Source organism: Plantactinospora sp. DSM 117369 (genome assembly GCF_053764795.1).
Window position 1 is genome coordinate 6,177,927 of sequence record NZ_CM132446.1, and the last position, 23,358, is coordinate 6,201,284.

General features: G+C 70.3%; 21 protein-coding genes. 8 read left to right on the forward strand and 13 right to left on the reverse strand.

Annotated features, from left to right (window positions below; genetic code table 11):
• Positions 1 to 8 precede the first annotated feature (8 nt).
• The 7 genes from ACSMXO_RS26465 to ACSMXO_RS26495 all read right to left on the reverse strand — a co-directional run bounded on the left by ACSMXO_RS26465 (position 9) and on the right by ACSMXO_RS26495 (position 7,787).
• Complete coding sequence (locus ACSMXO_RS26465) at positions 9 to 551, reverse strand: MauE/DoxX family redox-associated membrane protein (RefSeq protein WP_455414242.1); 543 nt, start codon at positions 549 to 551, stop codon at positions 9 to 11.
• The gene (locus ACSMXO_RS26470; RefSeq protein ID WP_346257021.1) at positions 548 to 988 is read right to left on the reverse strand and encodes a lasso peptide biosynthesis B2 protein; all 441 of its coding nucleotides are present in this window, start codon (positions 986 to 988) and stop codon (positions 548 to 550) included. The genes ACSMXO_RS26465 and ACSMXO_RS26470 overlap by 4 nt, the downstream gene beginning before the upstream one ends.
• Positions 985 to 1,245, reverse strand: a complete 261-nt coding sequence (locus tag ACSMXO_RS26475; RefSeq protein ID WP_455414243.1) for a lasso peptide biosynthesis PqqD family chaperone — start codon at positions 1,243 to 1,245, stop codon at positions 985 to 987. Before ACSMXO_RS26475 ends, ACSMXO_RS26470 begins: the two co-directional genes overlap by 4 nt.
• A 9-nt stretch (positions 1,246 to 1,254) precedes the next feature.
• Positions 1,255 to 3,066 carry an asparagine synthase-related protein gene (locus ACSMXO_RS26480; RefSeq protein WP_455414244.1) on the reverse strand — a complete coding sequence of 604 codons (1,812 nt, stop codon included), beginning with the start codon at positions 3,064 to 3,066 and terminating at the stop codon, positions 1,255 to 1,257.
• A gap of 58 nt (positions 3,067 to 3,124) precedes the next feature.
• Entirely contained in the window at positions 3,125 to 3,259 is a 135-nt protein-coding gene (locus ACSMXO_RS26485; RefSeq protein WP_346257024.1) for a keywimysin-related RiPP, read from the reverse strand.
• Positions 3,260 to 3,333: 74 nt separating this feature from the next.
• Positions 3,334 to 5,130: an ABC transporter ATP-binding protein gene (locus ACSMXO_RS26490; RefSeq protein WP_455414245.1), complete on the reverse strand. Its 1,797-nt coding sequence runs from the start codon at positions 5,128 to 5,130 to the stop codon at positions 3,334 to 3,336.
• 764 nt (positions 5,131 to 5,894) lie between these two features.
• Positions 5,895 to 7,787, reverse strand: a complete 1,893-nt coding sequence (locus ACSMXO_RS26495; protein WP_455414246.1) for a rhamnogalacturonan lyase — start codon at positions 7,785 to 7,787, stop codon at positions 5,895 to 5,897.
• A gap of 676 nt (positions 7,788 to 8,463) precedes the next feature.
• Here ACSMXO_RS26495 and ACSMXO_RS26500 point away from each other — a divergent pair.
• On the forward strand, positions 8,464 to 9,930 hold the full coding sequence (locus ACSMXO_RS26500; protein WP_455414247.1) for a glycoside hydrolase: 1,467 nt from the start codon (positions 8,464 to 8,466) through the stop codon (positions 9,928 to 9,930).
• 317 nt (positions 9,931 to 10,247) lie between these two features.
• Positions 10,248 to 11,765, forward strand: coding sequence for an RICIN domain-containing protein (locus ACSMXO_RS26505; protein ID WP_455414248.1), 1,518 nt, complete (start codon positions 10,248 to 10,250; stop codon positions 11,763 to 11,765).
• Positions 11,766 to 11,832: 67 nt separating this feature from the next.
• Here ACSMXO_RS26505 and ACSMXO_RS26510 read toward each other — a convergent pair whose 3' ends face one another.
• Together ACSMXO_RS26510 and ACSMXO_RS26515 are read right to left on the reverse strand one after the other, a co-directional pair.
• Positions 11,833 to 12,126 (reverse strand): hypothetical protein, encoded by a 294-nt coding sequence (locus ACSMXO_RS26510; RefSeq protein WP_455414249.1) that lies wholly within the window; start codon positions 12,124 to 12,126, stop codon positions 11,833 to 11,835.
• Positions 12,123 to 13,217 (reverse strand): type VII secretion target, encoded by a 1,095-nt coding sequence (locus tag ACSMXO_RS26515; protein ID WP_346257032.1) that lies wholly within the window; start codon positions 13,215 to 13,217, stop codon positions 12,123 to 12,125. Before ACSMXO_RS26515 ends, ACSMXO_RS26510 begins: the two co-directional genes overlap by 4 nt.
• 275 nt (positions 13,218 to 13,492) lie before the next feature.
• Between ACSMXO_RS26515 and ACSMXO_RS26520 the strand changes: the two genes are divergently transcribed.
• The 3 genes from ACSMXO_RS26520 to ACSMXO_RS26530 are packed head-to-tail and all read left to right on the forward strand — an operon-like array spanning position 13,493 to position 16,408.
• Entirely contained in the window at positions 13,493 to 14,650 is a 1,158-nt protein-coding gene (locus ACSMXO_RS26520) for a sensor histidine kinase (protein ID WP_455414250.1), read from the forward strand.
• Complete coding sequence (locus ACSMXO_RS26525; RefSeq protein WP_455414251.1) at positions 14,643 to 15,776, forward strand: hypothetical protein; 1,134 nt, start codon at positions 14,643 to 14,645, stop codon at positions 15,774 to 15,776. The genes ACSMXO_RS26520 and ACSMXO_RS26525 overlap by 8 nt, the downstream gene beginning before the upstream one ends.
• On the forward strand, positions 15,749 to 16,408 hold the full coding sequence (locus ACSMXO_RS26530; protein ID WP_346257035.1) for a response regulator transcription factor: 660 nt from the start codon (positions 15,749 to 15,751) through the stop codon (positions 16,406 to 16,408). The genes ACSMXO_RS26525 and ACSMXO_RS26530 overlap by 28 nt, the downstream gene beginning before the upstream one ends.
• A 121-nt stretch (positions 16,409 to 16,529) precedes the next feature.
• Here the strand turns inward: ACSMXO_RS26530 and ACSMXO_RS26535 are convergent, their stop codons facing one another.
• Together ACSMXO_RS26535 and ACSMXO_RS26540 are read right to left on the reverse strand one after the other, a co-directional pair.
• Entirely contained in the window at positions 16,530 to 17,144 is a 615-nt protein-coding gene (locus tag ACSMXO_RS26535; protein ID WP_455419313.1) for a response regulator, read from the reverse strand.
• 41 nt (positions 17,145 to 17,185) lie between these two features.
• Complete coding sequence (locus ACSMXO_RS26540) at positions 17,186 to 18,547, reverse strand: sensor histidine kinase (RefSeq protein ID WP_455414252.1); 1,362 nt, start codon at positions 18,545 to 18,547, stop codon at positions 17,186 to 17,188.
• 108 nt (positions 18,548 to 18,655) lie between these two features.
• Between ACSMXO_RS26540 and ACSMXO_RS26545 the strand changes: the two genes are divergently transcribed.
• Together ACSMXO_RS26545 and ACSMXO_RS26550 are read left to right on the forward strand one after the other, a co-directional pair.
• Complete coding sequence (locus ACSMXO_RS26545) at positions 18,656 to 19,585, forward strand: ATP-binding cassette domain-containing protein (RefSeq protein WP_455414253.1); 930 nt, start codon at positions 18,656 to 18,658, stop codon at positions 19,583 to 19,585.
• Positions 19,582 to 20,370 carry an ABC transporter permease gene (locus ACSMXO_RS26550; protein WP_455414254.1) on the forward strand — a complete coding sequence of 263 codons (789 nt, stop codon included), beginning with the start codon at positions 19,582 to 19,584 and terminating at the stop codon, positions 20,368 to 20,370. The genes ACSMXO_RS26545 and ACSMXO_RS26550 overlap by 4 nt, the downstream gene beginning before the upstream one ends.
• A 158-nt stretch (positions 20,371 to 20,528) precedes the next feature.
• Here ACSMXO_RS26550 and ACSMXO_RS26555 read toward each other — a convergent pair whose 3' ends face one another.
• Positions 20,529 to 20,684 carry a hypothetical protein gene (locus ACSMXO_RS26555; RefSeq protein ID WP_432882769.1) on the reverse strand — a complete coding sequence of 52 codons (156 nt, stop codon included), beginning with the start codon at positions 20,682 to 20,684 and terminating at the stop codon, positions 20,529 to 20,531.
• Positions 20,685 to 20,772: 88 nt separating this feature from the next.
• Positions 20,773 to 21,789: an alcohol dehydrogenase catalytic domain-containing protein gene (locus ACSMXO_RS26560; RefSeq protein ID WP_455414255.1), complete on the reverse strand. Its 1,017-nt coding sequence runs from the start codon at positions 21,787 to 21,789 to the stop codon at positions 20,773 to 20,775.
• Positions 21,790 to 22,197: 408 nt separating this feature from the next.
• Here ACSMXO_RS26560 and ACSMXO_RS26565 point away from each other — a divergent pair, with 408 nt between their 5' ends.
• Positions 22,198 to 23,172: a DUF5937 family protein gene (locus tag ACSMXO_RS26565; RefSeq protein WP_455414256.1), complete on the forward strand. Its 975-nt coding sequence runs from the start codon at positions 22,198 to 22,200 to the stop codon at positions 23,170 to 23,172.
• The last annotated feature ends 186 nt before the right edge of the window (positions 23,173 to 23,358 follow it).

Here is a 23,358-nt window from a genome sequence, read left to right on the forward strand (position 1 = left end):
ACGCGGCCTCACAGACGAGCGGTGAACAGGGAGGTGATCTCGTGCAGGCGGGTGATGAAGGTGGCCAGCGCGACGGCGGCCAGCGCACATAGCAGGATGGCGTCCCAGCGCATCGATACGGCCCCGGTCGCGAGGTGGCTGCTCACGAGTCCGCCGAACACCACGCCCAGCAGCAGGACGTTACGGGCGATGGCGGTGTGGCGGGTGGCGGAAACCGACGAGCCGAAGCAGCCGCACTCCAGTGCCTGCCCGGATTCCGGGGACCGCGCCAGTGCCCAGGTGAAGCCGCACAGCAGCACGCCGGCCACGCCGAGTCCAGCGGTGGAGAGCGGGCCCGCGGATGCGGTCACCGCCACGGTCACCTCGCCGGCGACGACGAGCCGGGCCAGCGCCGAGGCCGGTTCCTCCGGCAGGCCCGTCAACAGGCGGGTGGAACGGCGGAACCGCGCGTACGCCGCCCGGCTGCGAAGCTTGCCGAACGCGGAGAGCGCGAACACCACGACGACCGCGCCACGGCAGACCAGGCAGAGGTACGGGAGCACCGCGCTCATCCGAGTTCCTGGCGGTTCTCGGCGGCGACGGTCAGCAGGGGGATGTGGAAGTCCTCCGGGTACGGCTCGTCCACCGCGGCGCCGTCCACCGAGACCCAGGCATGCGCACCAAAAGGCGGATACCGCCGTACGCCGGCGTGCCACACCGGCCAGCCGCCCTCCAGCCGGCACAGCAGCACGGTGGCGATCGAACGCGGCAGGCATCCGAGTGGACCGCTACAGAAGGCGCTGATCGCGACGGTGTCCCGGCGTGCGGTGGCCGCCTCCGCACGACTCGCCGGACGCGCGCCACGGCTCAGGCGGTGCAGTACTCGATGAATGCGATCGGGCTTCTGCACGGCCAGCAGCCTGGCCATGGCAACGACCGCGCGCACGACCAGCCGCCGCCGCATACCCAGGCGCCGGGGGTCGTGTTTGAGTACCTGTTCCGAGGTCACGCCGCGACCACCAGTCCAGCCGCCTCCAGGTCGGCGATCAGCCCGGGCACGTCCGCGACCATCGCCGCGGCATCGCCGTCGAACTCCTCCTCGAGTCGTGCCGCCGCGTGCTCGGGGCTCCCGTCGGCCAGCAGCGAGGCGAGCACCGCCGCCGCGGTCGGGTTGAGCGTCCAGTACTCGCCGGAGCTGGAGTCCAGGAGCACGCCGCCGTACTCGGTCGGCGTCCAGGACACCCGGTCGGGTAGCTTCCACGTCATGGTCGTTCCTCATCGGATAGCGGGTGCGGGCTCCACGGTGCGCAGCCAGGTCTCGCAGGCCAGAGTCTGGTCGAGGTCGTACCAGGTGCGGTCGTCCGGATCGCGAACGGCCGCGCGCAGTGCATCGGCGTCCACGAGGCCGTGTCCGGCCAGCCGCGAATTGTCGGCGAGTGCGAGCAGGTCGTCGCGGTACTGGTGGGCGCCACGGGCGGCGGCGATCGAGGTGTCGGCCTTGGTGTCGCGCGCCAGCAGAGCCGGTGACAGCACTCCCTGCATGGCGGCGCGGATCAGGGGCTTGTAGTCCCGGGGTGAGGTGATGTGTGCGGGGTGCGCCGCCAGGCATGCCTCAAGGACCTGGTCGTCGAGGTACGGCAGAGCCGCGGTCACCCCGGCCCGGCGGGTCGATTGGGCGAGGTGCCGGGCATTTGCCGCACCTGCGTACACCCCGGCGAGCCGGCCGTGTAGCCCGCGGTCGCCGGAGAGCGGCACTGCCGCGGCCGCCCGCTCGCGCAGTGCCTCGCCCAGCCCCGCCCTGGCATCCGCGGTGAGCCACGGCGCGGCCGCGACCGGTGCTCCCCAGCCGAGGAGCGGACGCACCCGTGCGATCTCGGCACCGTCAAGGTCCTCGCCGAGCGACGCCATCCAGCGGCCGTACGAGCGCCTGTCCACGACCGCCCGCAGCGTGTCCCGGCGTCGCCACCGGTATGCCGCGCGCAGCAGTCGCAGGTGACGAAGAGCCTGCCACGGATGCGTTGCCAGCAGGGTCAGTTGCATCATGGGGTCGGCGGTGAGCAGTTCGTCACCGCCGAACCCGGTGAGACGGGTACGAGCGCCGTGCGCGGCAGCCCGGCGGGACACGGCGAGGAAGCTCGCTCGGTACAGCACCGCGGCGGTCGGCTCGTCGAAGCGGTCCTCCGCCCGGAGGATGCCCTCGTACGGTAGGGGGTTCGCCTCGCCGTCCACCACCTCGTGGGTCACGGAGCCGAGTTCGGCGGCGGCCCGGCGGGCCCACGGCAGGTCGTCGTCGAGCGGGTCCGGGCTCACGCACGTCAGCCCGACCACCCGGCTGCCGCTGCCGACGGCCAGCGCGCACAGCGACGTCGAATCCATGCCGCTCAGGTCGCTCGCTATCACGTCGTGGGCGCCCGCGCGTACGGCCACGGCGTCGGACAGCGCCCGACGCAGCCGGTCGGCGGCGGTGGTCAGGTCGAGCACGGGTTCGGGAGCGCGCCATCGGGTCACGATGCGCGGTGCCGCGGCACGATCCAGAAGTAGCCGCCCGTCCGGAGGTACGGCGTGCACTCCGCGCCAGACCGGCTGCCAAAAGATCGGCCAGGGGGCGTACGGGGCAAGCATCCGCAGGGCAAGCGCCTCGTCGTCGACCTGCGCGCCGCCCAGCCCGGCCAGTACGTCGGCCCGGTCGCCGGCGGCGGTCTGCTCCCCCACGGAGACGAAATAGACCCGGCGGTATCCGGACAGGCTGCCGTGCACCGCCGTCCCCGCCGGGGTCGCGGCGAGCGCGTGGAAGCTTCCGGGCAGGCCCTGCAGGGCAGCGCACATCTGCGCGGCGTCGCGGGCGCCCGCACCGCGTCGTTCGAGGTCATCCGTTGAGAGACGGTGTTCGCCGAGCGCGACGAGGCGGCGGTCGCCCAACTCGGCCACCGCCACCTCGTCGTCCGTCCACCGGCCGAGCAGCCATGGGCGTCCGGAGGCATGGGTGAGCATCCGCAGCCCCGTGGCCCGCTGCCGGAGCGGCTCGGCGAGCGCGCGACCGGCCTCGGTGTCTGGGACGACCACGAACCACGAAAGCCCGGATGCCATGTCCGGAACGGCCACCATGGGCACTACCCCTCTGTCTCGGTACGGTGGGCTCGTGCCGTCAGCTGCAGATCGAACGCGGCTTCTGGGTGACGAACGACTCCCGGCAGCTGGTGAAAAGGCTGCCAGCCGTCTTGCGGGCGAAGCTGCCTTCCTTCGACAGGGTGGGCCGCTCGTAGGCCTTCTTCTTCACCATCTCGATGTACCTCCTCGGTGTGAGTCGGGCTCCGGCGTTCCGAGCCCGTCGTGCGAGCACTATCCGAGGTGGATCTATACTGCCGCGATATCGGAGCTTTGTTTCCGCACCTGCGCACCGGCTCCGGTGAGCAACTGGGTCGCGGCCAGCCCGCGGTAGAGCTCGCAGCCGTCCACGAGGTCGGCGTGCGTGCCTACCGCACGAATCCGGCCCGCGTCCAGCACGACGATGCGGTCGGCCCGGGTCACCGTGGACAGCCGGTGCGCCACCATCACCACCGTGGTGGTCCGCGAGACGGCGGCGACGATCTCACCGAGCGCACGTTCGTTCATGGCGTCGAGCTGCGAGGTCGGCTCGTCGAGCAGCAGCAGCCCCGGTCGGCGCAGCAGGGCACGGGCGATCGCGATGCGTTGCCGTTCCCCGCCGGACAGCGACGCACCGCGATGGCCGACCTCGGTGCCGAGGCCGTCCGGCAGCCGCCGTAGCAGCGGGACGAGGCGGGTCCGTTCGAGGACCTCCGCGAGCCACGGCTCCGGCACGTGTGCCGCGCCCATCGTCACGTTGTCCCGCAGCGTTCCGGACAGGACCGGAGCGTCCTGCTCGACGTAGCCGATCCGGGCGCGCAGGTTGGCCAGGGGCCATTCCCGTACGTCGCGGCCGTCGATCTCGACCCGACCGGTGGTGGGATCGTAGAAGCGCTCGATCAGCGCCAGCAGGGTCGTCTTCCCGGCACCGGAGGGCCCCACGATGGCGGTGAGGCCGGTCGCCGGCAGCCGCAGGTCGACGTGCTCCAGGATCGCCGGGCCGCCGGGCCGATGTCGCAGCGAGACGTCCCGGAACGTCACCGTCACGGGCGCCGCGGCGCTGCCCGCCGGGGCGTCCACGGGCCGGTCCAGGTCCTCGGCGGCGAGTTCGGCGATCCCGTCGATACGCCGGACCGCTGCGAGGCCCGCCTGTAGCCCGGTGAAGCCGCCCACCAGCTGGGTCACCGGGCCGCCGAGGTAGAAGAGGTACAGCAGGAAGGCCACCAGAGACGACACGGCGAGACCGCCGGCGGCGACCCGCGCCCCGCCCACCCCCAGCACCACGATGAAGGCGACCTGGACCGCGAGGCCGGTGGCGATGCCGGCCAGCGAGACCCACCGCGCCGCCTGCCGCCCGCGCCGCCACGCCTGCCGGGCCGCGTCGTGCACCGCGGCGGCCTGCCGCTCCTCGGCGCCGTTGGCCTTGACCGTCCGAAAGGCGCCCAGCGTACGCTCGAGGACCGCTCCCATCCCGCCGACCGCCTCCTGCGCCTGTTCCCCGGCGCTGCGGATCCGCGGGACCAGGGCCAGCGTCACCGCGGCGAGCATCAGCAGCACAGTCAGTACCACCGTGAGCAGGACCGCATCGAGCCGCGCCATCAGGACCACCGCGCCCGCGATCTGAAAGGTCCCCGCCACCAGGTCGATCACGTTGCTGGTGGCCGCCGCCCGCAGTTGCGTGGTGTCGCCCGTCGCCCGCGACAGCAGGTCCCCGGGCTCGGCGCCGTCCACGACCGCGACGCGCAGGCGCAGCAACCGGGTGACAAGCCGCCGGCGCGCGGTCAGCACGACGCTCTCGGCGGTCAACTCCACGAGGTACATGCCCCAGACCCCGACGATCACGCTGAGTACCAGCAGCGATACCAGCAGCAGCATCGGCTGGTGGTACGGGGTGCCGCCGGTCAGCGCGTCGATCAGGCTCTTGACCACCATCGGCTGGGCGAGATTGGCCAGTCCGCCGAGGAACATCAGGACCGCTCCGCCGAGCAGTCCACGGGCGTGCGGGCGGACGTAGCTCAGCAGGGACGCCAGCGGCGCCCGGCCGGCGGCACGGGTGATGGGAAGCATGCCGTCGTCCTCACCGGGTGTCGGAGGTGCCGGTCGGGATCGGCGCCGGCCCACCGACACCCTCCGGCGTGGCCCGATACTCCAGCTATATCGGAGCCTTGTGGCGGCGGACCGCAACCACCCGCCCGGCGATCACGCCGCGCGCCCTCCCAGCCTGATCACCATCTCGCGCAGCCCGGCAGGCAACCCTGCCGCCCGGATCCGTCGACCGGCCGACGGATCCGGGCGGGCGCCTGCCTGGCGGCGGCCAGGGCCAGGACGGGGTGGCGAAGTTGTACGACCCGGTGGTGTGCAGGACGGCCTTCTTGAGCATCGCCACCGGACGGCCGGTGCGCACCTTCCCACGCGGGCTGCCGTCGAGGTCGGTGGGCTGGAGCAGGCCGTCCCACTGGGGGATGCTGACGCACAGGGCATCCGTGCTGACGCGCAGCGGCGTGGGGGTGCGCCCGGCCAGGCGGTCGGTGATCGCATGAAGGCGCACGCCGCCGCCAGCCCACCGGGTCCGCAGCCCATCCGCAGCACCTGCCCGTCGCGGGTGTGCGGCGGCGCCATCCCCGATGCCGTAGACCTCCGGGTGCGACTCCGAGCGCAGAGTGCCTGCGGCCGCGCTCGTCCACGGCCAGTCCGGCCTCGCGCGCCAGCTCCGGTACCCGGAACCCGGCGGTCCACGCCACGGTTTGAATTCGGTGGAATGGCGCCAAGCGCGACCTGTGTTGACCGCCGGTGGCCGGTTCTGCCCGGTCACCGGCGGTCGGGGTGCTTCGCTACCCGATGGCGAAGCTGGGGTGCGGCGGTTGGTTGTAGGCGGTGTTCTGCCAGGCGACGGCGACCCGGTACTGCCGGTCCTGCATCAAGGAGGGCCGGGCGATGCTGGTGGAGTCGGTGGTGGAGTAGATGCGCAGCGCCGAGTTGTTCGACGTACGCCAGATGACCTCCTCCCGCCAGTCACCGAGGATGTCGGCGGAGAGTGCCGGGGTGGACTTGGTGCCGTTGTTCGAGGCGACCCCGGATCCGGTGAGCAGCCGGGTGTCGCCGCCGGTCCCGTACTTGTCGATGTGGGTGCCGTCGAGCAACTCCCGCTGCGCGTCGCCGTCCCACCAGATGACGAAGTTCGCCGAGGACGGGTTCCGGCCGATCGAGGCGCCGGAGCTGTTGTACAGGTTGCCCATCTGGGTGCCGGAGCCCCAGAACTCCGCGCCGGGGCTGCCCGCGTAGATGTCGGCGGCCACGCCACGGCCGGGTCCCTCCGCTCCCCCGTTGTTCGGCCGCTGCCAGATGACCTGGCCGTTGCTGCCGGCGTGCACGTCGGCAGCCGGCTGACTGCCGGACTCGTGGATGGTGAACACCTCAAGGCCGGCCCGGTTGGGGATCAGGTCGCCGACATGCATCGCGTCGCCGTGCCCGAAGCCGGTGGAGTACATCAGGGTGCCGTTGTCGTTGATGGTGGCCGCACCGTAGACGATCTCGTCACGGCCGTCGGCGTCGACGTCGGCGATGGACAGGTTGTGGTTGCCCTGCCCGTACGCACCGCCGCTGCCGGAGTCGTAGGTCCAGCGCCGGGTCAGACTGCCGTTGCGGAAATCCCACGCGACGATCACGGCCCGGGTGTAGTAGCCCCGCGCCATGATCAGCGACGGTCGCTGCCCGTCAACGTACGCGGTGCCGGCCAGGAACCGGTCCACCCGGTTGCCGTAGTTGTCTCCCCAGGAGGAGACGTTGCCGCGCGCCGGCTCGTAGTTCACGGTGGACAGTACGGCGCCGGTCTGGCCGTTGAACATGGTGAGGAACTCCGGGCCGGCGAGGATGTAGCCGCTGGAGTTGCGATGGTCGGCGTTGGCGTTGCCGATCACCTGCCCGGTGCCGGAGCGGGTGCCGTCGGCGGTCTTCATCGCCACTTCCGCGCGGCCGTCGCCGTCGTAGTCGAAGACCTGGAACTGGGTGTAGTGAGCACCGGCCCGGATGTTGCGGCCGAGATCTATCCGCCACAGCCGGGTGCCGTTGAGCTTGTAGGCGTCGATGTAGACGTTGCCGGTGTAGCCCGACTGTGAGTTGTCCTTGGCGTTGGACGGGTCCCACTTGAGCACGATCTCGTACTCGCCGTCGCCGTCCAGGTCCCCGACGCTGGCGTCGTTGGCCGAGTAGCTGTACGACTCACCGCTGGGCGTTGAGCCGCCGGGCGGGATCTGCAAGGGCACGTCACGTGAAGTGGCGAACGGTACGACCTCGGGCTCGGCCGCGGAGCGCAACTCCACCCCTGCGCTGATCGGGCGGACGGAGTAGGTCGCTTCTGCGGGCGCACCGGCGTCCAGGTAGCTGGTGGCCGTGGTGATCGGCGTGGGATTGATCCTGACTGAGCCCCGATAGACGTTGAAGGCGGTGCCGGGCGGATCGGTGCGCAGCAACCGCCAGGACACGAAGTTGCCCCGGTCGGAGCGGATGGCGATCACTCCGCGGTTCAGCTTCTCCGTCGTCGCGTGTGCGCCGGCCGGCGCGGAAGCGGCTCGGCCGGGGAACGGGCCGGTCGCGGCGTGCACGCCGCTCGGGGTGACGATGCCGGCAGCCGCGACGGTGATGGCGGTTGCCGCGGCGAGCACGAGCCGCGGAGCTGACCGGACCTGGCACAGACCGGTCGGGGGGCGGTGGTTGATACGTTTCATTGGGACCGTCCAGGTAAGGGGTGCACAGGAACGCGCACCGAGGGATGTGCGTGGCCTCGTACCGGGCGATGCTCGTGACGTTCGATGTTGCGCTGTTTACAGAGGACGACGGCCGGCGTTGACAAGAACGGCATCGTCCTTGAGCGGCGTCGGCCCACCGGCCACGACTGTTAGCGCTAACAGATGCGACGACGCTCCGGACGAGGCCGCCCCGCCCGCCGCGCACCCCGAGCCCGGTCCCGAGTCCCCCGCCGCCCCTGGGTCGGCCTACAGGACAGCCGCCACAAGATCGGTCAATACGCTTACATAGACGAATGTAAACATCGAGTGTATGCGCGTCAAGTGCTCTCCGGCGGACCAGCCAGGACAAACACCGCTCCTCCGCCGCCGGGCGGGGCACTTATGCCGGCACCCAGGAGCGAGCACCGTAACCGTTCACGATCACAGAGTCCCCTCCCCGACCGGCCCGAGGCGCACCGTCGTCAACCTTGACATCGCAGTTACAAGCGTCAACACTTCAGCACAAGCCCGAAACAACCGCCCCCGACAGAACCAGGCGAATGTGAACGCTAACATCAAATTGGCCTGATCCGCGGCCCGGCCGGGTCGGCGCCGACAGGCTCGCCACGTTCCCGTCTCGGCACCTGGCGGTGTCCCACAGCCTGCTGGAGGACCCATGATCAAGCGCAGGACGCTGCTCGTCGCAGCGGGCGCAGGAGCGATAGGTGGCGCGACCACCGGCGGCCCAGCCCGCGCCGACGCCACGATCGCGATCGATCCTCGCGCCGACCACGGCGGGTGGGAAGGTTGGGGCACGTCGCTGGCCTGGTGGGCCAACGTGTTCGGCGACCGGGACGACTTCGCGGACATCTTCTTCACTACCAGATCCGTGGCGTACAACGGCGGCACGCTACCCGGCCTCGGACTGAACATCGCCCGCTACAACCTGGGCGCCTGCAGTTGGAACAGCGTCGACGGCGAGACGATGGTGGCCTCCCCCAACATCCCCCGCTTCAAGCAGATCGAGGGCTTCTGGCAGGACTGGCACAACGAGGACCCGGCGTCGTCGGCGTGGAACTGGAACGTCGACGCCAAGCAGCGCGCCGCGCTGGCCAAGGCGGTCCAGCGGGGGGCGATCGCCGAACTGTTCGCGAACTCCCCGATGTGGTGGATGTGCCTCAACCACAACCCGTCCGGCGCTGCGGACGGCGGGTTCAACCTCCAGTCGTGGAACCACCGTCAGCATGCCCTGCACCTGGCGGTGACCGCACGCTACGCCCGCGACCGCTGGGGCGTCACCTTCCGCACCGTGGATCCCTTCAACGAACCGTCGTCGAACTGGTGGCGGGCCGACGGCACGCAGGAAGGGTGCCACATCGACGCCACCACGCAGCGCAGCGTGCTGGCCAACCTGCGCACCGAACTGGACCGGCAGGGCCTGACCGGGATCGCCATCTCGGCGTCCGACGAAACCAGCTACGACCTGGCGCGTACCACCTGGAACAGCTTCGACGCCGGCACCAGAGCAGTGGTACGGCAGGTCAACGTGCACGGATACCAGGGCGCCGGTGGTCGACGCGATCTGCTGTACAGCGACGTGCGCGCCGCCGGGAAGATTCTCTGGAACTCGGAGGCCGGCGACAGTGACGGCACCGGCATCACCATGGCCCGCAACCTGTGCCTGGACTGGCGCTGGCTGCATCCGACCGCGTGGTGCTACTGGCAGGTGATGGACCCGAGTGCGGGCTGGGCAGCCATCCAGTACGACTTCAACACCCTGCGCGCCGGCACCGTGCAGCCGAAATACTACGTACTTGCCCAGTTCACCCGGCACATCCGCCCCGGCATGCGGATCATCGACACCGGCGTGGACTACGCCGTCGCCGGGTATGACCCCGCCGCTCGCCGGCTGGTCATCGTCGCCGTCAACACGGGCGCCGCCCAGACCCTCACCTTCGACATGTCCGGCTTCGGCCAGGTGACCGGCGGCTCGGGCGGCCTGGTGCCGCGCTGGTCCACCGTGCCGGCCGGTGGTGACCGCTACACCGAACGCCAGGACGCCCGGGTCGACGGCAAACGGGTCAGTGTCGCCTTCCCCGCGGCATCGGTGCAGACCCTCCAGGTCGACGGCGTCACTGTGTAGCCCCGCGACCGGACCTCGACCGATCACCGGATCGCACCGCGACGAGATCTCAGGGATGGCCATGGACCAGTTGCAGCGGATGAGGTGCGACACCCGCGACGAACGGGCACGGTGCCTCGACCAGTACGCGACGTCGCCGTGGAGTGCCCGGATCCCACCGCCGGTATCGGCACCACGATGCCGGACGTCCGAACCCACCGACCATCGCCGTCGCACAGTCAGGGTTGACGCCGCCCTGCCGTTCTGTGCCGCCCATGACGCCCGGACCGGGCCATCGCAGCGCTCCGTTCGAAGCGTCCCGTCTCCAGGAGTTGAACATGTTCGTCGTTGACCGGCCCGCCGGCCTGGACCGTCGGCCACGTCGCCTCGGCGCCGCGCTGGCCAGCACGGTGCTCGTCGCCGGCCTCATCGCGCTCATCCCCGGCCAGCAGGCCAGCGCCGCCGCGATCGACCCGTTGGCGTACTACCAGCTCGTGTCCCGGCACAGCGGAAAGGCGGTCGAGATCGCCGGCCAGTCCACCGCCGACGGGGCGGCCGTTCAGCAGTGGGCCCGGACCGGTCTGACCAACCAGCAGTTCCAGTTCGTCGACGCCGGCGGCGGTTACTACAAGTTGCGTGCCCGGCACAGCGGCAGCCTCGTCGACATCTCGGGCGCCTCCACCGCCGACGGCGCCAATGTCGTGCAGTGGCCCGACAACGGCGGTACCAACCAGCAGTTCCGGGTCGTGGACACCGACAGCGGGTACGTCAAGCTCGTCAACCGCAACAGTGGCAAGACCCTGGAAGTGTGGGACTGGTCGACCGCGGACGGCGGCCGGATCTCGCAGTACACCGACACCGGCGGTGCAAACCAGCAGTGGCAACTTGTCCGCACCGACGCGCCCGTGCCCACCACCTACGCCGGCTACCTGTTCAGCTACATGACCGGCGAGGGTAGCGCCAACGGCGAGCAGATCTACTTCGGGTTGAGCCAGGGCAACGACCCGGTCCGGTGGCGCCAGCTCAACGGCGGACAGCCGGTCCTCACCTCCAACGTCGGCACCAGGGGTGCGCGGGACCCGTTCATCATCCGCTCTCCGCAGGGCGACCGGTTCTACCAGATAGCGACCGACCTGCGCATCTATGGCGGCGGCAACTGGGACGCCGCGCAGCGCACCGGCAGCAAGTCCATCGTGGTCTGGGAGTCCACCGACCTGGTGACCTGGAGCGCCCCCCGGCTGGTCCGGGTCTCGCCCGACACCGCCGGCAACACCTGGGCGCCCGAGGCCTACTACGACGACAGCATCGGCCAGTACGTGGTCTTCTGGGCTTCGAAGCTCTACGCCGCCACCGACCCGAACCACACCGGCAGCAGCTACAACCGGATGATGTACGCGACCACGCGCGACTTCCGCACCTTCAGCCCCGCGCAGGTCTGGGTGGACAAGGGCTACTCCACCATCGACTCCACGCTCATCAAGCACAACGGCACCTACTACCGCTACACCAAAGACGAGCGCAGCTCCTCCCAGTCGGCGTGCGGCAAGTTCATCCTGGCCGAGCGGTCCACCACGGTCCTCAACCGAAACTACTCGTTCGTCCGGGAGTGCATCGGCCAGGGCTCGCTGAGCCAGGGCGAGGGACCGCTGGTGTTCAAATCAAACACCGAGAACCGGTGGTACCTCTACATCGACGAGTACGGCGGCCGAGGCTACATCCCATTCACCACGACCGACCTGGCGACCGGCCAGTGGAGCATGGTCTCCGGCTACACCATGCCGGGGCGGCCCCGCCACGGCACCGTCCTCCCGCTGACCCAGGCCGAGTACGACGGCCTCGCACGACGCTGGGGGTGAGGAGCGCACAGCCGTCGGGTATCTCCGGGCACCGAGGTAGGCCGACGCTCTGAGCCACGACGCCGGCTCAGCGCTGGTCCTGGCGGACGCCACGGGCACGGTCCTCGCTGGCCGGATCGGCATCCTGGACATGATCGCGCCAACGGGTCAAGTGATCGAAGTGTCGGCTCAGTACGCACGCGTACGCCTCGGATCGGGCAACCTCGCGTAGGCTGACCTGTTCCTCCAGGACCTCTCGGGCGAACCTCCGCATCTCCTGGTCCGGCGCGCGGTCCCGGAGTTGGCGTAAGCCCGCCAGCAGCACTCGGGCGGCCTGCTGGTCGCCCCCGGTCATCGTCACCAACTCGTCGTAGACGGTCACGGTTGCCTCGGGTGGTCGTACGGTTGGGCGGGCAGCTTCAACGACTTGAGCGCGTCCAGGTCGGTCAGGGCCTTCACCGCTCCGGCGATGGCCTGCAGAGCGGTGGTGGCGGCCTGGATCTTGCCGGCTGCCTTCTGGATCAGCTGCTGGATGCGCAGCACCTGTGAGGCGGCCAGGGTGCCGCCGGCCCAGCCGCCGATCCCGGACCAACTCGTCAGCACACCCAGCCCGGCGCCGAGTCCGCCGACCAGCACCGCGTCGGTGATCGCGCTGATGATCCCGGCGACCTGGTTGGCGAGCAGCCAAACGCCCTGCGCGGCCTCCTGGTACTGCGCGGACACCTCACGCAGCACGGACTGCGCTCGGTGGCATGCCGCCGCCACCTCGACGAAGTACGCCGTCGCGCCGCTCGCCGCGTTGCCGGTCCAGTACTGGTCGACCTCGTCCGTGGCGTGCTGGATATTGCGGCCCACCTCGGCCAGACACGCACCCAACCGGTCCAGGGCGAGGCCGTAGCGGGCCAGCGCTCGCCAGTCACCGGTGAACGGTGTGGTCAGCGATCTGATGACGTCGTAGCCGAGGGTCTCGCGGAGCAGCCAGTTCAGCCAGGATGCCGGACTGACAGGTTCGAAGACCGCGTTCAGGTCGAGGTACCCGTTGCCGACGCTGGCTTCCGGTTCACCGGGGTCGGTCAGATGGTGCGTGGGGTCGCTCCCGGCGTACAGCGGCCCGGGCGGGACCGCGGCCGTCTCGCGCCAACCCGGCGGCTGGTACCACGCCACGGGCGCGGCGTAGCCGCGGTCCAGTTCGGCGGCGGCGGCAATGTCGGTGTTGACGTAGTAGTGCGCGGCGGAGAACAGCTCGAAGGCCGACTCGCTCAGCAGGTCCTCCAGGTGGCGCAGCGCGTCGACGAGGTCGTCGCTCGCGCTCTCGTGGGCGGAGCGAAAGAGGCTGATCAGCCCCTCTTCCTGCCAGCTGAAATCGGCGTATCCGTAGATGTAGGACCGGGCCGCGAACACATCCCGGCCGAGGTCGCCGATGCGCGAGGCGAACGATTCAAGCCCGGTTGCCTCAACGCGCAATGTGCTCATCCCGCTCCCCGCGTCGCCGTGCCTGGTTCGTCCTCGCGTGTCGAGCCGGCGCCGTGAGCCGGTGCACGGTGCCAGCCAGTGCCTCCGCATCCGGTACACCACCGACCGGGCGGCGCAGTCGGCCCGGCGGCAGCGCCGCCGAGGTGGCGTATCACGGCTATCAGGGTATTGACGTGCGGACCTGAGCTGTGTCAGGTGAACACCCCACATGTTCATTCTCGGTACCGTTGGCGGCGTTAGAGTGTCTGCCGGCCTGCCTGACAAGCTGAGGGGCGGTGGGCACGGTTCCAGGCTTCGGTGGTGTGGTGAAGGCGACCGACGGCGGGGAGTCGTTGGTGCTCCTGTCGCGGTTCGGCCGGCGCTTCGCGGCCGTTGTCCGGGTCGCGATCTTCGGGCCGGTCGCCGTCATCGGGCTGCTTCGTGCCACGGACGAGCACGTGGCGTCGACGGCACTGGTGGTCGGCGGCGTCGCGGTGTGGAGCGCGGTGTACGTGTGGTGGCTGCTCCGACGCACGGACCTGTGGGGAGCCGGGGTGGACGCCGCGGTCATGGCCCTGGTGTGCCTGAGCATCTTCTGGACCGACGCGGCGGAGCACGAGAACATCGGTTGGATACGCCTGCTGGTCAGCTTCGCCTGCGTGACCTATCAGTGGTATACGCCGCTGGCGTACGGCATTGCGGCGACCGCGATGGCTGCCGGGACGTTGCTTGCCGTCGTGCTGATGTCGGGTGCGGCGGCGAATGTGGTGCACGCCGCGATCTGGGTGCTGGCGATCGCGACGCTGTCCCGGGTGGCGTGGCTGCTCGTGGAGCAGGGGGCCCGCAGCGCGGATCGTCTGGCCCAGGACGCGGAGAACGCGCGCAGGGCGCACCAGGTCGCGGCCGCGGTCCGCGCCGACGAGCGGGAACTGGTCAACGCGCTGCACGACACCGCTGCCACGACTCTGTTGATGGTGGGCGGCGGTGAGGTGCGGCCCGGGAACGACTGGCTCGTACCACGGGCCCGGCGGGACCTTGAGATGTTGCGTGCGTACGGCGAGCAGGTGGATTCTCACGCCGATCTGGTGCAGCTCCTAGGGGCGGAGGTGGAGGCGGTGAGCCGGCTGCCGGTACACCTCTCGACCCCCTCGGAACTGCGGGTGCCCTACCGCGTCGGCCGCGCGCTGGCTGACGCGGCGCGCGAGGCGATGAACAATGCCGTCCGGCATGCCCGCGCACCGGAGATCAGGGTGCGGCTCAGTGGAGGGCCGGCCCGGTTGCGGCTGGATGTCGCCGACGATGGCGCGGGCTTCATCCCCGAACAGGTGCCTGCCACCAGGCGAGGTCTGCGGGACTGCATCAGCGGCCGCTTGGCCGCGATCGGCGGTACTGCGACGGTCACCTCCCGGCTCGGCGAGGGCACGCTGGTGCGGCTGGAGTGGCACGGTGGATGACGATCCCCGGCAGGCGATCGAGCGAGCCACCCGCGCCCAGCTGATCGCTCGGCTGCGGGTCGGGGTCCTGGCCGTCGCAGCGAGCGGTCTGCTGCTGCTGAGCCTGCCCAACATTCTGCGGCACTGGAAGCTGTACGAGCCGGCGTGGGTGCAGATGTGCGCGTTCGCCCTGCTCGCCGGGCTACTGTCCGTCGAGGCGGTACTGGTGGCCCGTGGCCGACTCTGGCCGGTGGCGTGGCGATGGCCGGCCGTGGCGGTGGTCCTGCTCTGTTCAGCGCTGTCGTACGCGGCGCTGCCCTACGGCCACGCGGCCCTGGCCGGTGACTGGATCTTCGGCGAGGCGACCTGGGTCGGCCTGGTGATCCTGCTGAGTCAACCGCTGCGGGTCCATCTCGGATTTCTCGGCGCCCACTGGGGCGTGGCGCTGGTGAACGTCCTGTTGTCCAGCGACGGCGATCGGGCCATGCTCCTGCGGTTCGCCACGGGGTCGATCGGGGTCATCGGCTACCCGATGTGCATGGCGATAGCTGCCGCCGCGTTCCGGAACATCGCCGCGTCGGCGGCCACCGCCACCTGGGAAACCGAGCGGATATCGGTCGCGGAGGCCGCGGCGGCCGAATCACACCGACGGCGACAGCAGCGGCTGGCCGACCTGGACCACAGCACGATCCCGTTGCTGGAAGGGCTGTCCAGCGGACGGCTCGACCCCCTCGACCAACAGGTCCGCCGCGCTTGCGCCATCGAGTCGGCCCGGATGCGGCGGTTGTTCGCCGAGGTCGACATCGCGCAGAACCAGCTCTTGCACGAGCTGCGGCACTGCGCGGATGTCGCGGACCGCAGAGGCGTACTCGTGGAGCTGGACGCCCGAGGCCAATGCCCGGACCTTCCGCTGCCGGTCCGTCGCGACCTCACCGAGGCCCCGCTCACCATGCTGGCCACGGCGGCGTCGTGGGCGCGGGTCACCGTCATCGGCACTCCCGACCTGGTGTCGGTCAGCGTCGTCGCCGACTGCGGCCAGGTCGACCTGCCGCGGCCCGAGGTGCCGGGGGTACGGCTCGACACGTTTCGTAACGAGGAGAAGCTGTGGGTGGAGGTGCGATGGCGGGCGGACCCATCACGGCAGTGATCGTTGACGACCATGTAGCGATCGCCGCAGGCGTGCGCTACTGGTGCAGCCAGGCGCGGCCACCGATCGAGCTGATCGACGCGCAGGCCCGGTTGGCAAACGTGTGGACGGGCCCGGGCGCAAAGGCCGACGTGGTCATCCTCGACCTGGAACTGATGCCCAAGACGCCCGCCTTCGGCGAGCTGAGCCGGCTTGTCGACCACGGTCGCCGGGTCATCGTCTACTCCCAGCACACCGACAGCCGTACCGTGCTCAAGTGCGTGAACCTCGGTGCGCTCGCGTACCTGACCAAAACCGAGGGGCAGGAGCACCTGGTACCGGCCATCCAGGCGGCCGCGAACGGCAAGCCGTACACTGCGCCTTCGCTCGGCGGAGTGCTGATAACCGACGATGATCCGGGCCGCCCCCGGATCTCCCGTCGCGAGGCCGAGGTGTTGCGCGCCTGGTTCGCCTCCTCCTCCAAGGAACTCGTCGCCGCCAGGCTGAACATCAGCGTGAAAACCGTGGACACGCACATCGAGCGGGTACGGGTCAAGTACGCCAATGTCGGCCGGCCGGCCCGTACCAAGAGCGACCTCGTGACCCGAGCCCTCCATGACGGCCTGATCACACTCGACGAGCTGGACGAGTAAGCCGTCACGAACTGGACAGGCCGATTCGACAAGTATCGACCGAGTCACGCCGGTCATCCAGGCAGAGGTTCTCCCCGGAGGAGTCGGACCCGTTCCAGGCGGCCGGCAGTGCGCGACGTGGTTACGACAGGCCAGCCTGGTGGGCGAGAATGGCGGCCTGGACCCGGTTCTGTGCGTCGAGCTTGATGAGGATCGAGCTGACGTGGGCCTTCACGGTTCCCTCGACGACGTGCAGGGAGCGGGCGATCTGGCTGTTGGAGTGTCCGGCGCCGAGCAGCGCGAGAACCTCGCGTTCCCGCTCGGTCAGCGACCCGACGCGCCGTGCCGCATCGGCGGCCCGGCGGCGGTGGCTGTCGCGGTAGGTTCCGATGACCTGCCGGGCGATGGCCGGCGAGAGGAAGGCGGCTCCGTCGCTGACGGCGTGCACCGCGGCGATCAGTTCGCGCGGGTCGGCGGCCTTGAGCAGGAACCCGGCGGCGCCGCCGCCGAGCGCCCGGGCGATGTACTCCTCCTCGCCGAAGGTGGTGAGCATCACGATGCTGGTGGCCGGTACCGTGGCGGCGATCTCGTCGGCCGCGGCGAGTCCGTCGAGAACCGGCATCCGGATGTCCAGCAGCGCGATGTCGGGACGGTGGGCGCGGCACAGCTCTACGGCTCGGCGTCCGTCCGCGGCCTCGGCGACGACCTCGATACGGTCGTCGGTGTCCAGGATCGCCCGGACACCGGCGCGGATCATGGCCTCGTCGTCGGCCAGCAGTACCCGGATCGGGGTCACCGTTACACCCTCTCCATCCGGTCCTTGGCGACGAGTACGTCTTCGCTGAAGCAGAGTCGGTAGAGGCCGGCGGCCTCGCTGAACAGGCTGGCCCCGGCTTGGAAGTAGGTGCAGGTCGAGCCGGCCGGTTTGGGTGGCTCGTTCAGGATTCGCGGCACCGGGTCGATGTCGCGTGGCGGCAGCTGCGGCTGGATCTGCGCACGCGTCTGGCCGAGCCGCAGGTCGTGGTACAGCTCGTCGGAGAGCCCGGTGCGTGACACGGTGTACATCTGCAGGAGGACGAGGGCCGCGACGAGCAGCAGCGCGGCGCCGAGGGGAAGGGCGGCGGACTGCATCTGCCGGCGGCGGGTGAGCCGTCTCGTGCCTTGCAGTTCGAACCCGGCGGGACCGTCGTCGGGCCGCGATCCGGCGTCGTCGGGGAGCACGGCGGTGACAGCCCAGCCGCCGTCCGGCCGGGGTCCGGCCTCGAGCCGGCCGCCGACCAGCCGGACCCGTTCGTCCAGCCCGATCAGCCCCTGCCCGCTGCCGGTACCGTCGCCGGGCCGGGCCGGTGCCTCGTTCACGACGTCGATCCGGGTGCCGGCGTGCTGGCGGGCAATGGTGACGGTGACCTGCGCACCGGGTGCGTGTCGGGCGGCGTTGGTCAACGACTCCTGGACCACGCGGTGCACCGCCTGGCTGGTCATCGGCAACCACGTCGGACCTGGTCCGTCACGGCGAAGCCGCACCGGCATGCCGGCCGTGACGGCGCGACGGACCAATTCGTCAATGCTCTCGTCGGCCGGTTGCAGATCGGCGGCGGCATCGGCGTTGCCGAGTACCCGGAGGATGTCGCGCAGCCGTTCGGTGGCCCGGACCGCGCTCGCCCGCAGTTCGCCGGCGGCGTGACGGTGCTTGTCGGTGAGGTCGCCGGCCAGCTCCAACGCACCGCTGCGCAGCGCGATCAGGGCCAGTTCGTGTCCGAGCGAGTCATGCATGTCCCGGGCGATCGTCGCCCGCTCGCGCAGCCGGGCCTGTCCCGCGACGATCGTGCGCTCGCGCTCGCCGTGCTCGGCACTCAGGCGCCGGTAGCGGCCCACCCACCACGGCAGCACCGAGACGACGAACAACAGCAGGACCAGCGAGAGCCAGTACGACAACGGATCGGTGGAGCGCCACAGCGCCACCCCGAGCCCGGCGGATGCCGCCGCCGTGAAGACCCACAGCGCGACCGAAAGCGAAGCCATCCGCCGCCCGGCCACGAAAGCCGGCACGATCGCCACCAGGGGCAGCCAGGCGCCGGTGGTGAAGACCTCCGAGACCGAGGCTCCGGCCGACACGATCAGCAGCGGTGTCCACATCCGGTCCGCCCGGTCGTAACGCACCAGGCCACGATACATACGCCGGTGCCGGCGGCACCCTTGACGAAAGTCAGGGGCCGGCCTGACGACAGACCGATGTCCGGCAGGCCGGTTCCTCGTAGCGTCCGGGACATGATCAGAGCCCAAGGACTGCATAAACGGTACGGCGGGAAGGTCGCCGTCGATGATCTCTCGTTCGATGTACTTCCGGGTATGGTGACGGGTTTCCTCGGTCCCAACGGGGCCGGTAAATCCACCACCATGCGTCTGATGCTCGACCTCGACCACGGCGGCGGCGAGACCCTGTTCGACGGACGCCGGTTCGGCACGATCCGGCATCCGATGCGCCAGATCGGTGCCGTACTGGAGGCCAGGGCGTTCCACCCGACCCGCACTGCCCGGAACCATCTGCGGATGCTGGCCGCCGGCGGCGGGATCCCGGCGGCCCGGGCGGACGAGGTGTTGGAGTTCGTCGGGTTGGCGGAGGTGGCCCGGAAGAAGCCGCGGAGCTTCTCGCTGGGCATGGCGCAGCGGCTGGGGCTGGCGCAGGCCCTGTTGGGGGATCCGCAGACGCTGATTCTCGACGAGCCGGCCAACGGGCTGGACCCGCACGGCATCCACTGGCTGCGCGACATATTGAAGTCGCTGGCGGCGCAGGGCCGCACCATCCTCGTCTCCAGTCACCTGCTGTCGGAGATGGAGCTGATGGCCGACGAACTGGTGGTGATCGGCCGCGGAAAAATGATCTACAACGGCGACGTGGACGGGTTCGTGAAGCAGTTCACCCAGGCGACCGTGCAGATCCGCAGCCCCCGGGCCGACCGGCTCGCCCAGGCGCTGAAGGGCACCCACGGCGTCGAGGTCGACGTCGCCGATGACGGTACCCTGCGGGTGTCCGGGGCCGACGCGGCCGCCGTGGGCGAGATCGCGTTCGCCAACAGCATCCCACTGCACGAGTTGACCACCCTGACCGCGTCGCTGGAAACGGCGTTCATCTCCGCCACCGGCGCATCAGAGGAGTACGTCGCCCGTCAACTCAGCTCCGCCGGCGGTGCCGCATGATCGACGCGTTGCGCTTCGAATGGGTACGCCTGCGTACCATTCGCTCGACGTACTGGCTCGTCGGCCTGGCCCTGCTCGTCAACGCCGCGGTGGCGCTCCTGGTCAATCTGGCCACCCGTAACAACCCGCTGGACACCGACATCGTCGGGGCTACCGTGACCGGCGGAGGCACCGCCTCGCCGCTGCCGCTGCTGGCGGTGTTCATGGCCGCCGTCGGCATCCTCGCCACCGGTCACGAGTACCGGTACGGCACGATCCAGCCAACACTGACCACCATTCCGCGACGAACCACGGTCCTGACCGCCAAGCTCGCGGTCGTCGCGGCGGCGGCGGTGGCGGTGGCGGTCGCGTCCATGCTCGTCAACGTCGCCGTCGGCCTCGTCTTCTGGGGTGAATTCCCCGAGCTGACCGAGCAGCCTCTCGGTGCGGCGCTACCCGGCTACGTCCTGCTCGTCGTGCTGTGGGCGGTGCTGGGCGCCGCACTGGCCCAGGTGTTCCGCAGCGTGCCGGCGGCACTGGTGGTGATCCTCGTGACGCCACTCGTCGTGGAACAGACGATCTTCAGGCTGTCGCTCGTCCCCGCGCTCGACTGGCTCGCACCCATGATCAAGTTTCTGCCGTTCTCCGCCGGCCTGCGGCTGGTCGACCTCAGCGGAACCGCCGCTCTTACCGACGCCGACAACTTCGACCTGTTCGGCCGCTGGGCAGCCGGTGGCGTCTTCACCGCCTTCGTCGCCATCGTCCTGACCGCCGCCTGGACATTGTTCGCGCGCCGGGACGCCTGATGGGAGCTGTCGGGTGAGCCATCGATGACGGCCCGATCACCTAGGAGCGCCAGGAAGGTGGCCTGGATGGAGTTCAGTCCCCTCTCGCACCCAAGCTCCCGAAAAGGACGGCCGGCCCGCCCGGGGCACCCGGAGGCACTCGGATGCGACGGGCGAGGTCACCGTCCCGCGGACAACGAGCGGCGGCCCGGCGGCTGGCGGAGTCCGCCGCAGCTCGGACGCCAGTCCGCCCCGTCCCGACTGTCCACCGTCAGACCAGCCGCCGAGGCCAGCCCGAGCCCGAGCAGGAACAGCAGGAGCAGGAGAAGGGACATAACATCGCCCGCCTCAACTATTTCGTTGACTGAGTCAACGGTATCATCGAACCGCGCCGATCGGCACCCCGGACTGGAAACGCAGGCATCATCGACCGAAGGTGATGACCGACCGCTTGCCGGAATGGCCCTCGGCCATGTTGTCGAGCACCGTGTTGGCGTCGTGCAGCCCGATCGGGGTGATCTCGGGCAGGATGTTGTGCGCCGCCGAGAACGCGAGGGTGTCGCGGAGGTCGTGCGGGGAGCCGGACGGATTGACCATGACGTGCAGCCGGTTGAGGACCATCGTCTGGGTGGGCAGGGTCAGCGGCTCGGGGTCGTACCCGCAGAGCACGAGCCAGCCGTCGGGCGCCAGACCGGCGAGCGTCGCCGCGGCCGCCGAGGTGGATGGCGTGGCGTTGAGGACGAGGTTCGCACCGCAGCCGTCCCAGGCCCTGAGGGCCTCGGCCGGGTCGGTCTCCTGGGTGGCGATGAACTGCTCGGCGCCCATCTCCCTCGCCGCCGCTTCGCCCCGGTTCGACCGGCCGATGACGGCCACACGGGCTCCCATGGCGACGGCGTAGCGGGTCGCCAGCGCGCCGACACCCCCGGTGCCGATGACCGCGACGCGGGAGGTGGCGGTGATCCCGCCCTGCCGCAGGCTGTTGAAGGCGGTCAGGCCCGCGCACATCAGCGGGGCCGCGGCGACCGGGTCGAGCCCCTCCGGCAGCGGGGTCACGAAGTCGGCCTTCAGCACCGCGTACTCGGCATAACCGCCGTCCATCATGATGCCCGTGATGCGCTTGCGGGGGCAGAGGATCTGCTCGCCGCGCACGCAGTAGTCGCAGTGCCGGCAGGAGTCGCCGAGGAACTGGGCGCCCACGGACGTGCCGACCTCCGGCCACGACACGCCGGGGCCGGTAGCGGCCACCACGCCGGTGATCTCGTGGCCGGGGACGACCGGGAAACGGGCGATGGGCCAGTGGCCCTGGAGCAGGTCCAGGTCCGTGTAGCAGATCCCGCACGCGGTGATCCTGACTACGACCTCGCCCTGTCCGGGTTCGGGTACCTGGCGTTCGGCGACCGTGAGCGGCTCACCAACTGCGGTGGCAATGGCCGCAAGCATGGGCAAACCTCATTCCTGTCCGGATAAGCGGTCGGATGTCCCCTCCCACGACGACGGGGCCGCGCACAGCGGAGATCCGGCCACTCACGCACGAAGCCCACGCCTACCCGCTCGGCCAGCCGAGACACCTGGACCGTCACCGCGTCAGGTCGTGACAGGGCGCTATGCGGGTTGGTCGCAGGAGGGCGGGACGTCGAATACCCTGATCACGGCTGAGCTGCCACACATCCGGTACTTCGCCGGGTACGACTGCGGCCACCTACGCTGCCAGCCCCCCGCGCGGGCGTCCGCACGTCCGCCTCGTACGTGGTCGAGGACGGGCGACCCGGCGCGCGAAGGTCCAGCGTCCGGAACGCCTAGGCTGGCAGGGTGATCCGGCTGCGGATGGGTCTGGCTGACGTGGCCAGAATGCGGTTTGCGTTCTCGCCGCTCGCCGAGGTGATCGAGAGCCTGTACCAACTGTCGTCGGGGCGGGTGGCACCGCTGCACCAGGGCTGGCTGGCGGCGACGCGGGACGGCCTGCGCGGGGTGGACATGGCGCTGTTGGGCGCGGTGGTGCCGGCGAGCGCGTACGTGGCGGACTTCCTGTTCGTGGCGGCCACCGATGCCGGCACCATCGACGACCAGCTGCGGCTGGTTGCCGAGTCGCCTGTGGCGGGAATCCGTGCCGACCTGGCAGCGGTGTGGGAGCGGAAGCCCATGCCGGCGCCGGCCCAGGCGTTGGTTGCCGACGGGGCGGCTGGCGCGCGACGGTTGGCCGACGAGCTGTGGCGGTACTGGTCGGTGGCGATCGAACCGCATTGGCGGGAGCTACGCGCGGTGCTGGAGGACGATGTCGCGTACCGAGCCGGCCGGCTGACCGGCGGTGGCGTCGACGCGCTGCTGTCGAGCCTGCACCCGGAGATCAGTGTGCGGGGTGACATCCTGCGGATCGACAAGCCCCGACACTCGGTGGAACACGACCTGGCCGGTGCCGGGCTCGTGCTGGTGCCGTCGGTCTTCGCGTGGCCGAACCTGGTGGTGGACAAGAGCCCCGACCGACCGGCGAGCCTCATCTATGCCTGCCGAGGAGTCGGCGCGCTGTGGGGAGGCGAGTCCCGGGACACCGACTACGACGACCACGCGCTGGGTGCGCTGCTGGGTCACAGCCGCGCGGCGATCCTCAGCTGTCTCACGCTGCCGAAATCGACCACCGACCTCGCCCGTGAACTCGGTCAGAGCGCACCGTCGGTCAGCTTCCACCTGTCGGTGCTGCGCCGCAACGGCCTGGTGACGTCGTGGCGGTCCGGGCGCCGGGTGTTGTACCGGCGTACGCCGCTGGCCAGCGTACTGGTCACCGGCGGTGGTCCCGGGTTCGAGCAGGGCTGGCCGGATCCCGGCTGAGGTGTCGGCGGCGGCGCCGGATTCCAGCGCCATCGAATCGTTGGTGACCTCCGGGCAGGGCTGCCACGGTGAGCGGACGCAGGCATCCGACGCGCTACGGTGCCCGGTCGAGTCGCAATCTGGTGTCGATGGTGACCATCACCGCAGGCCGTCGCCCTTGCCGATCACTGGAACAAGGAAGGCAGG

Excerpts from the sequence above, each read along its gene's own strand:
- ACSMXO_RS26465 (WP_455414242.1), bottom strand. The coding sequence starts at position 551 with ATGAGCGCGGTGCTCCCGTACCTCTGCCTGGTCTGCCGTGGCGCGGTC.
- ACSMXO_RS26475 (WP_455414243.1), bottom strand. The coding sequence starts at position 1,245 with ATGACGTGGAAGCTACCCGACCGGGTGTCCTGGACGCCGACCGAGTAC.
- ACSMXO_RS26480 (WP_455414244.1), bottom strand. The coding sequence starts at position 3,066 with ATGGCATCCGGGCTTTCGTGGTTCGTGGTCGTCCCAGACACCGAGGCC.
- ACSMXO_RS26485 (WP_346257024.1), bottom strand. The coding sequence starts at position 3,259 with ATGGTGAAGAAGAAGGCCTACGAGCGGCCCACCCTGTCGAAGGAAGGC.
- ACSMXO_RS26490 (WP_455414245.1), bottom strand. The coding sequence starts at position 5,130 with ATGCTTCCCATCACCCGTGCCGCCGGCCGGGCGCCGCTGGCGTCCCTG.
- ACSMXO_RS26495 (WP_455414246.1), bottom strand. The coding sequence starts at position 7,787 with ATGAAACGTATCAACCACCGCCCCCCGACCGGTCTGTGCCAGGTCCGG.
- ACSMXO_RS26500 (WP_455414247.1), top strand. The coding sequence starts at position 8,464 with ATGATCAAGCGCAGGACGCTGCTCGTCGCAGCGGGCGCAGGAGCGATA.
- ACSMXO_RS26505 (WP_455414248.1), top strand. The coding sequence starts at position 10,248 with ATGTTCGTCGTTGACCGGCCCGCCGGCCTGGACCGTCGGCCACGTCGC.
- ACSMXO_RS26515 (WP_346257032.1), bottom strand. The coding sequence starts at position 13,217 with ATGAGCACATTGCGCGTTGAGGCAACCGGGCTTGAATCGTTCGCCTCG.
- ACSMXO_RS26530 (WP_346257035.1), top strand. The coding sequence starts at position 15,749 with ATGGCGGGCGGACCCATCACGGCAGTGATCGTTGACGACCATGTAGCG.
- ACSMXO_RS26535 (WP_455419313.1), bottom strand. The coding sequence starts at position 17,144 with ATGATCCGCGCCGGTGTCCGGGCGATCCTGGACACCGACGACCGTATC.
- ACSMXO_RS26545 (WP_455414253.1), top strand. The coding sequence starts at position 18,656 with ATGATCAGAGCCCAAGGACTGCATAAACGGTACGGCGGGAAGGTCGCC.
- ACSMXO_RS26550 (WP_455414254.1), top strand. The coding sequence starts at position 19,582 with ATGATCGACGCGTTGCGCTTCGAATGGGTACGCCTGCGTACCATTCGC.
- ACSMXO_RS26555 (WP_432882769.1), bottom strand. The coding sequence starts at position 20,684 with ATGTCCCTTCTCCTGCTCCTGCTGTTCCTGCTCGGGCTCGGGCTGGCC.
- ACSMXO_RS26560 (WP_455414255.1), bottom strand. The coding sequence starts at position 21,789 with ATGCTTGCGGCCATTGCCACCGCAGTTGGTGAGCCGCTCACGGTCGCC.
- ACSMXO_RS26565 (WP_455414256.1), top strand. The coding sequence starts at position 22,198 with ATGCGGTTTGCGTTCTCGCCGCTCGCCGAGGTGATCGAGAGCCTGTAC.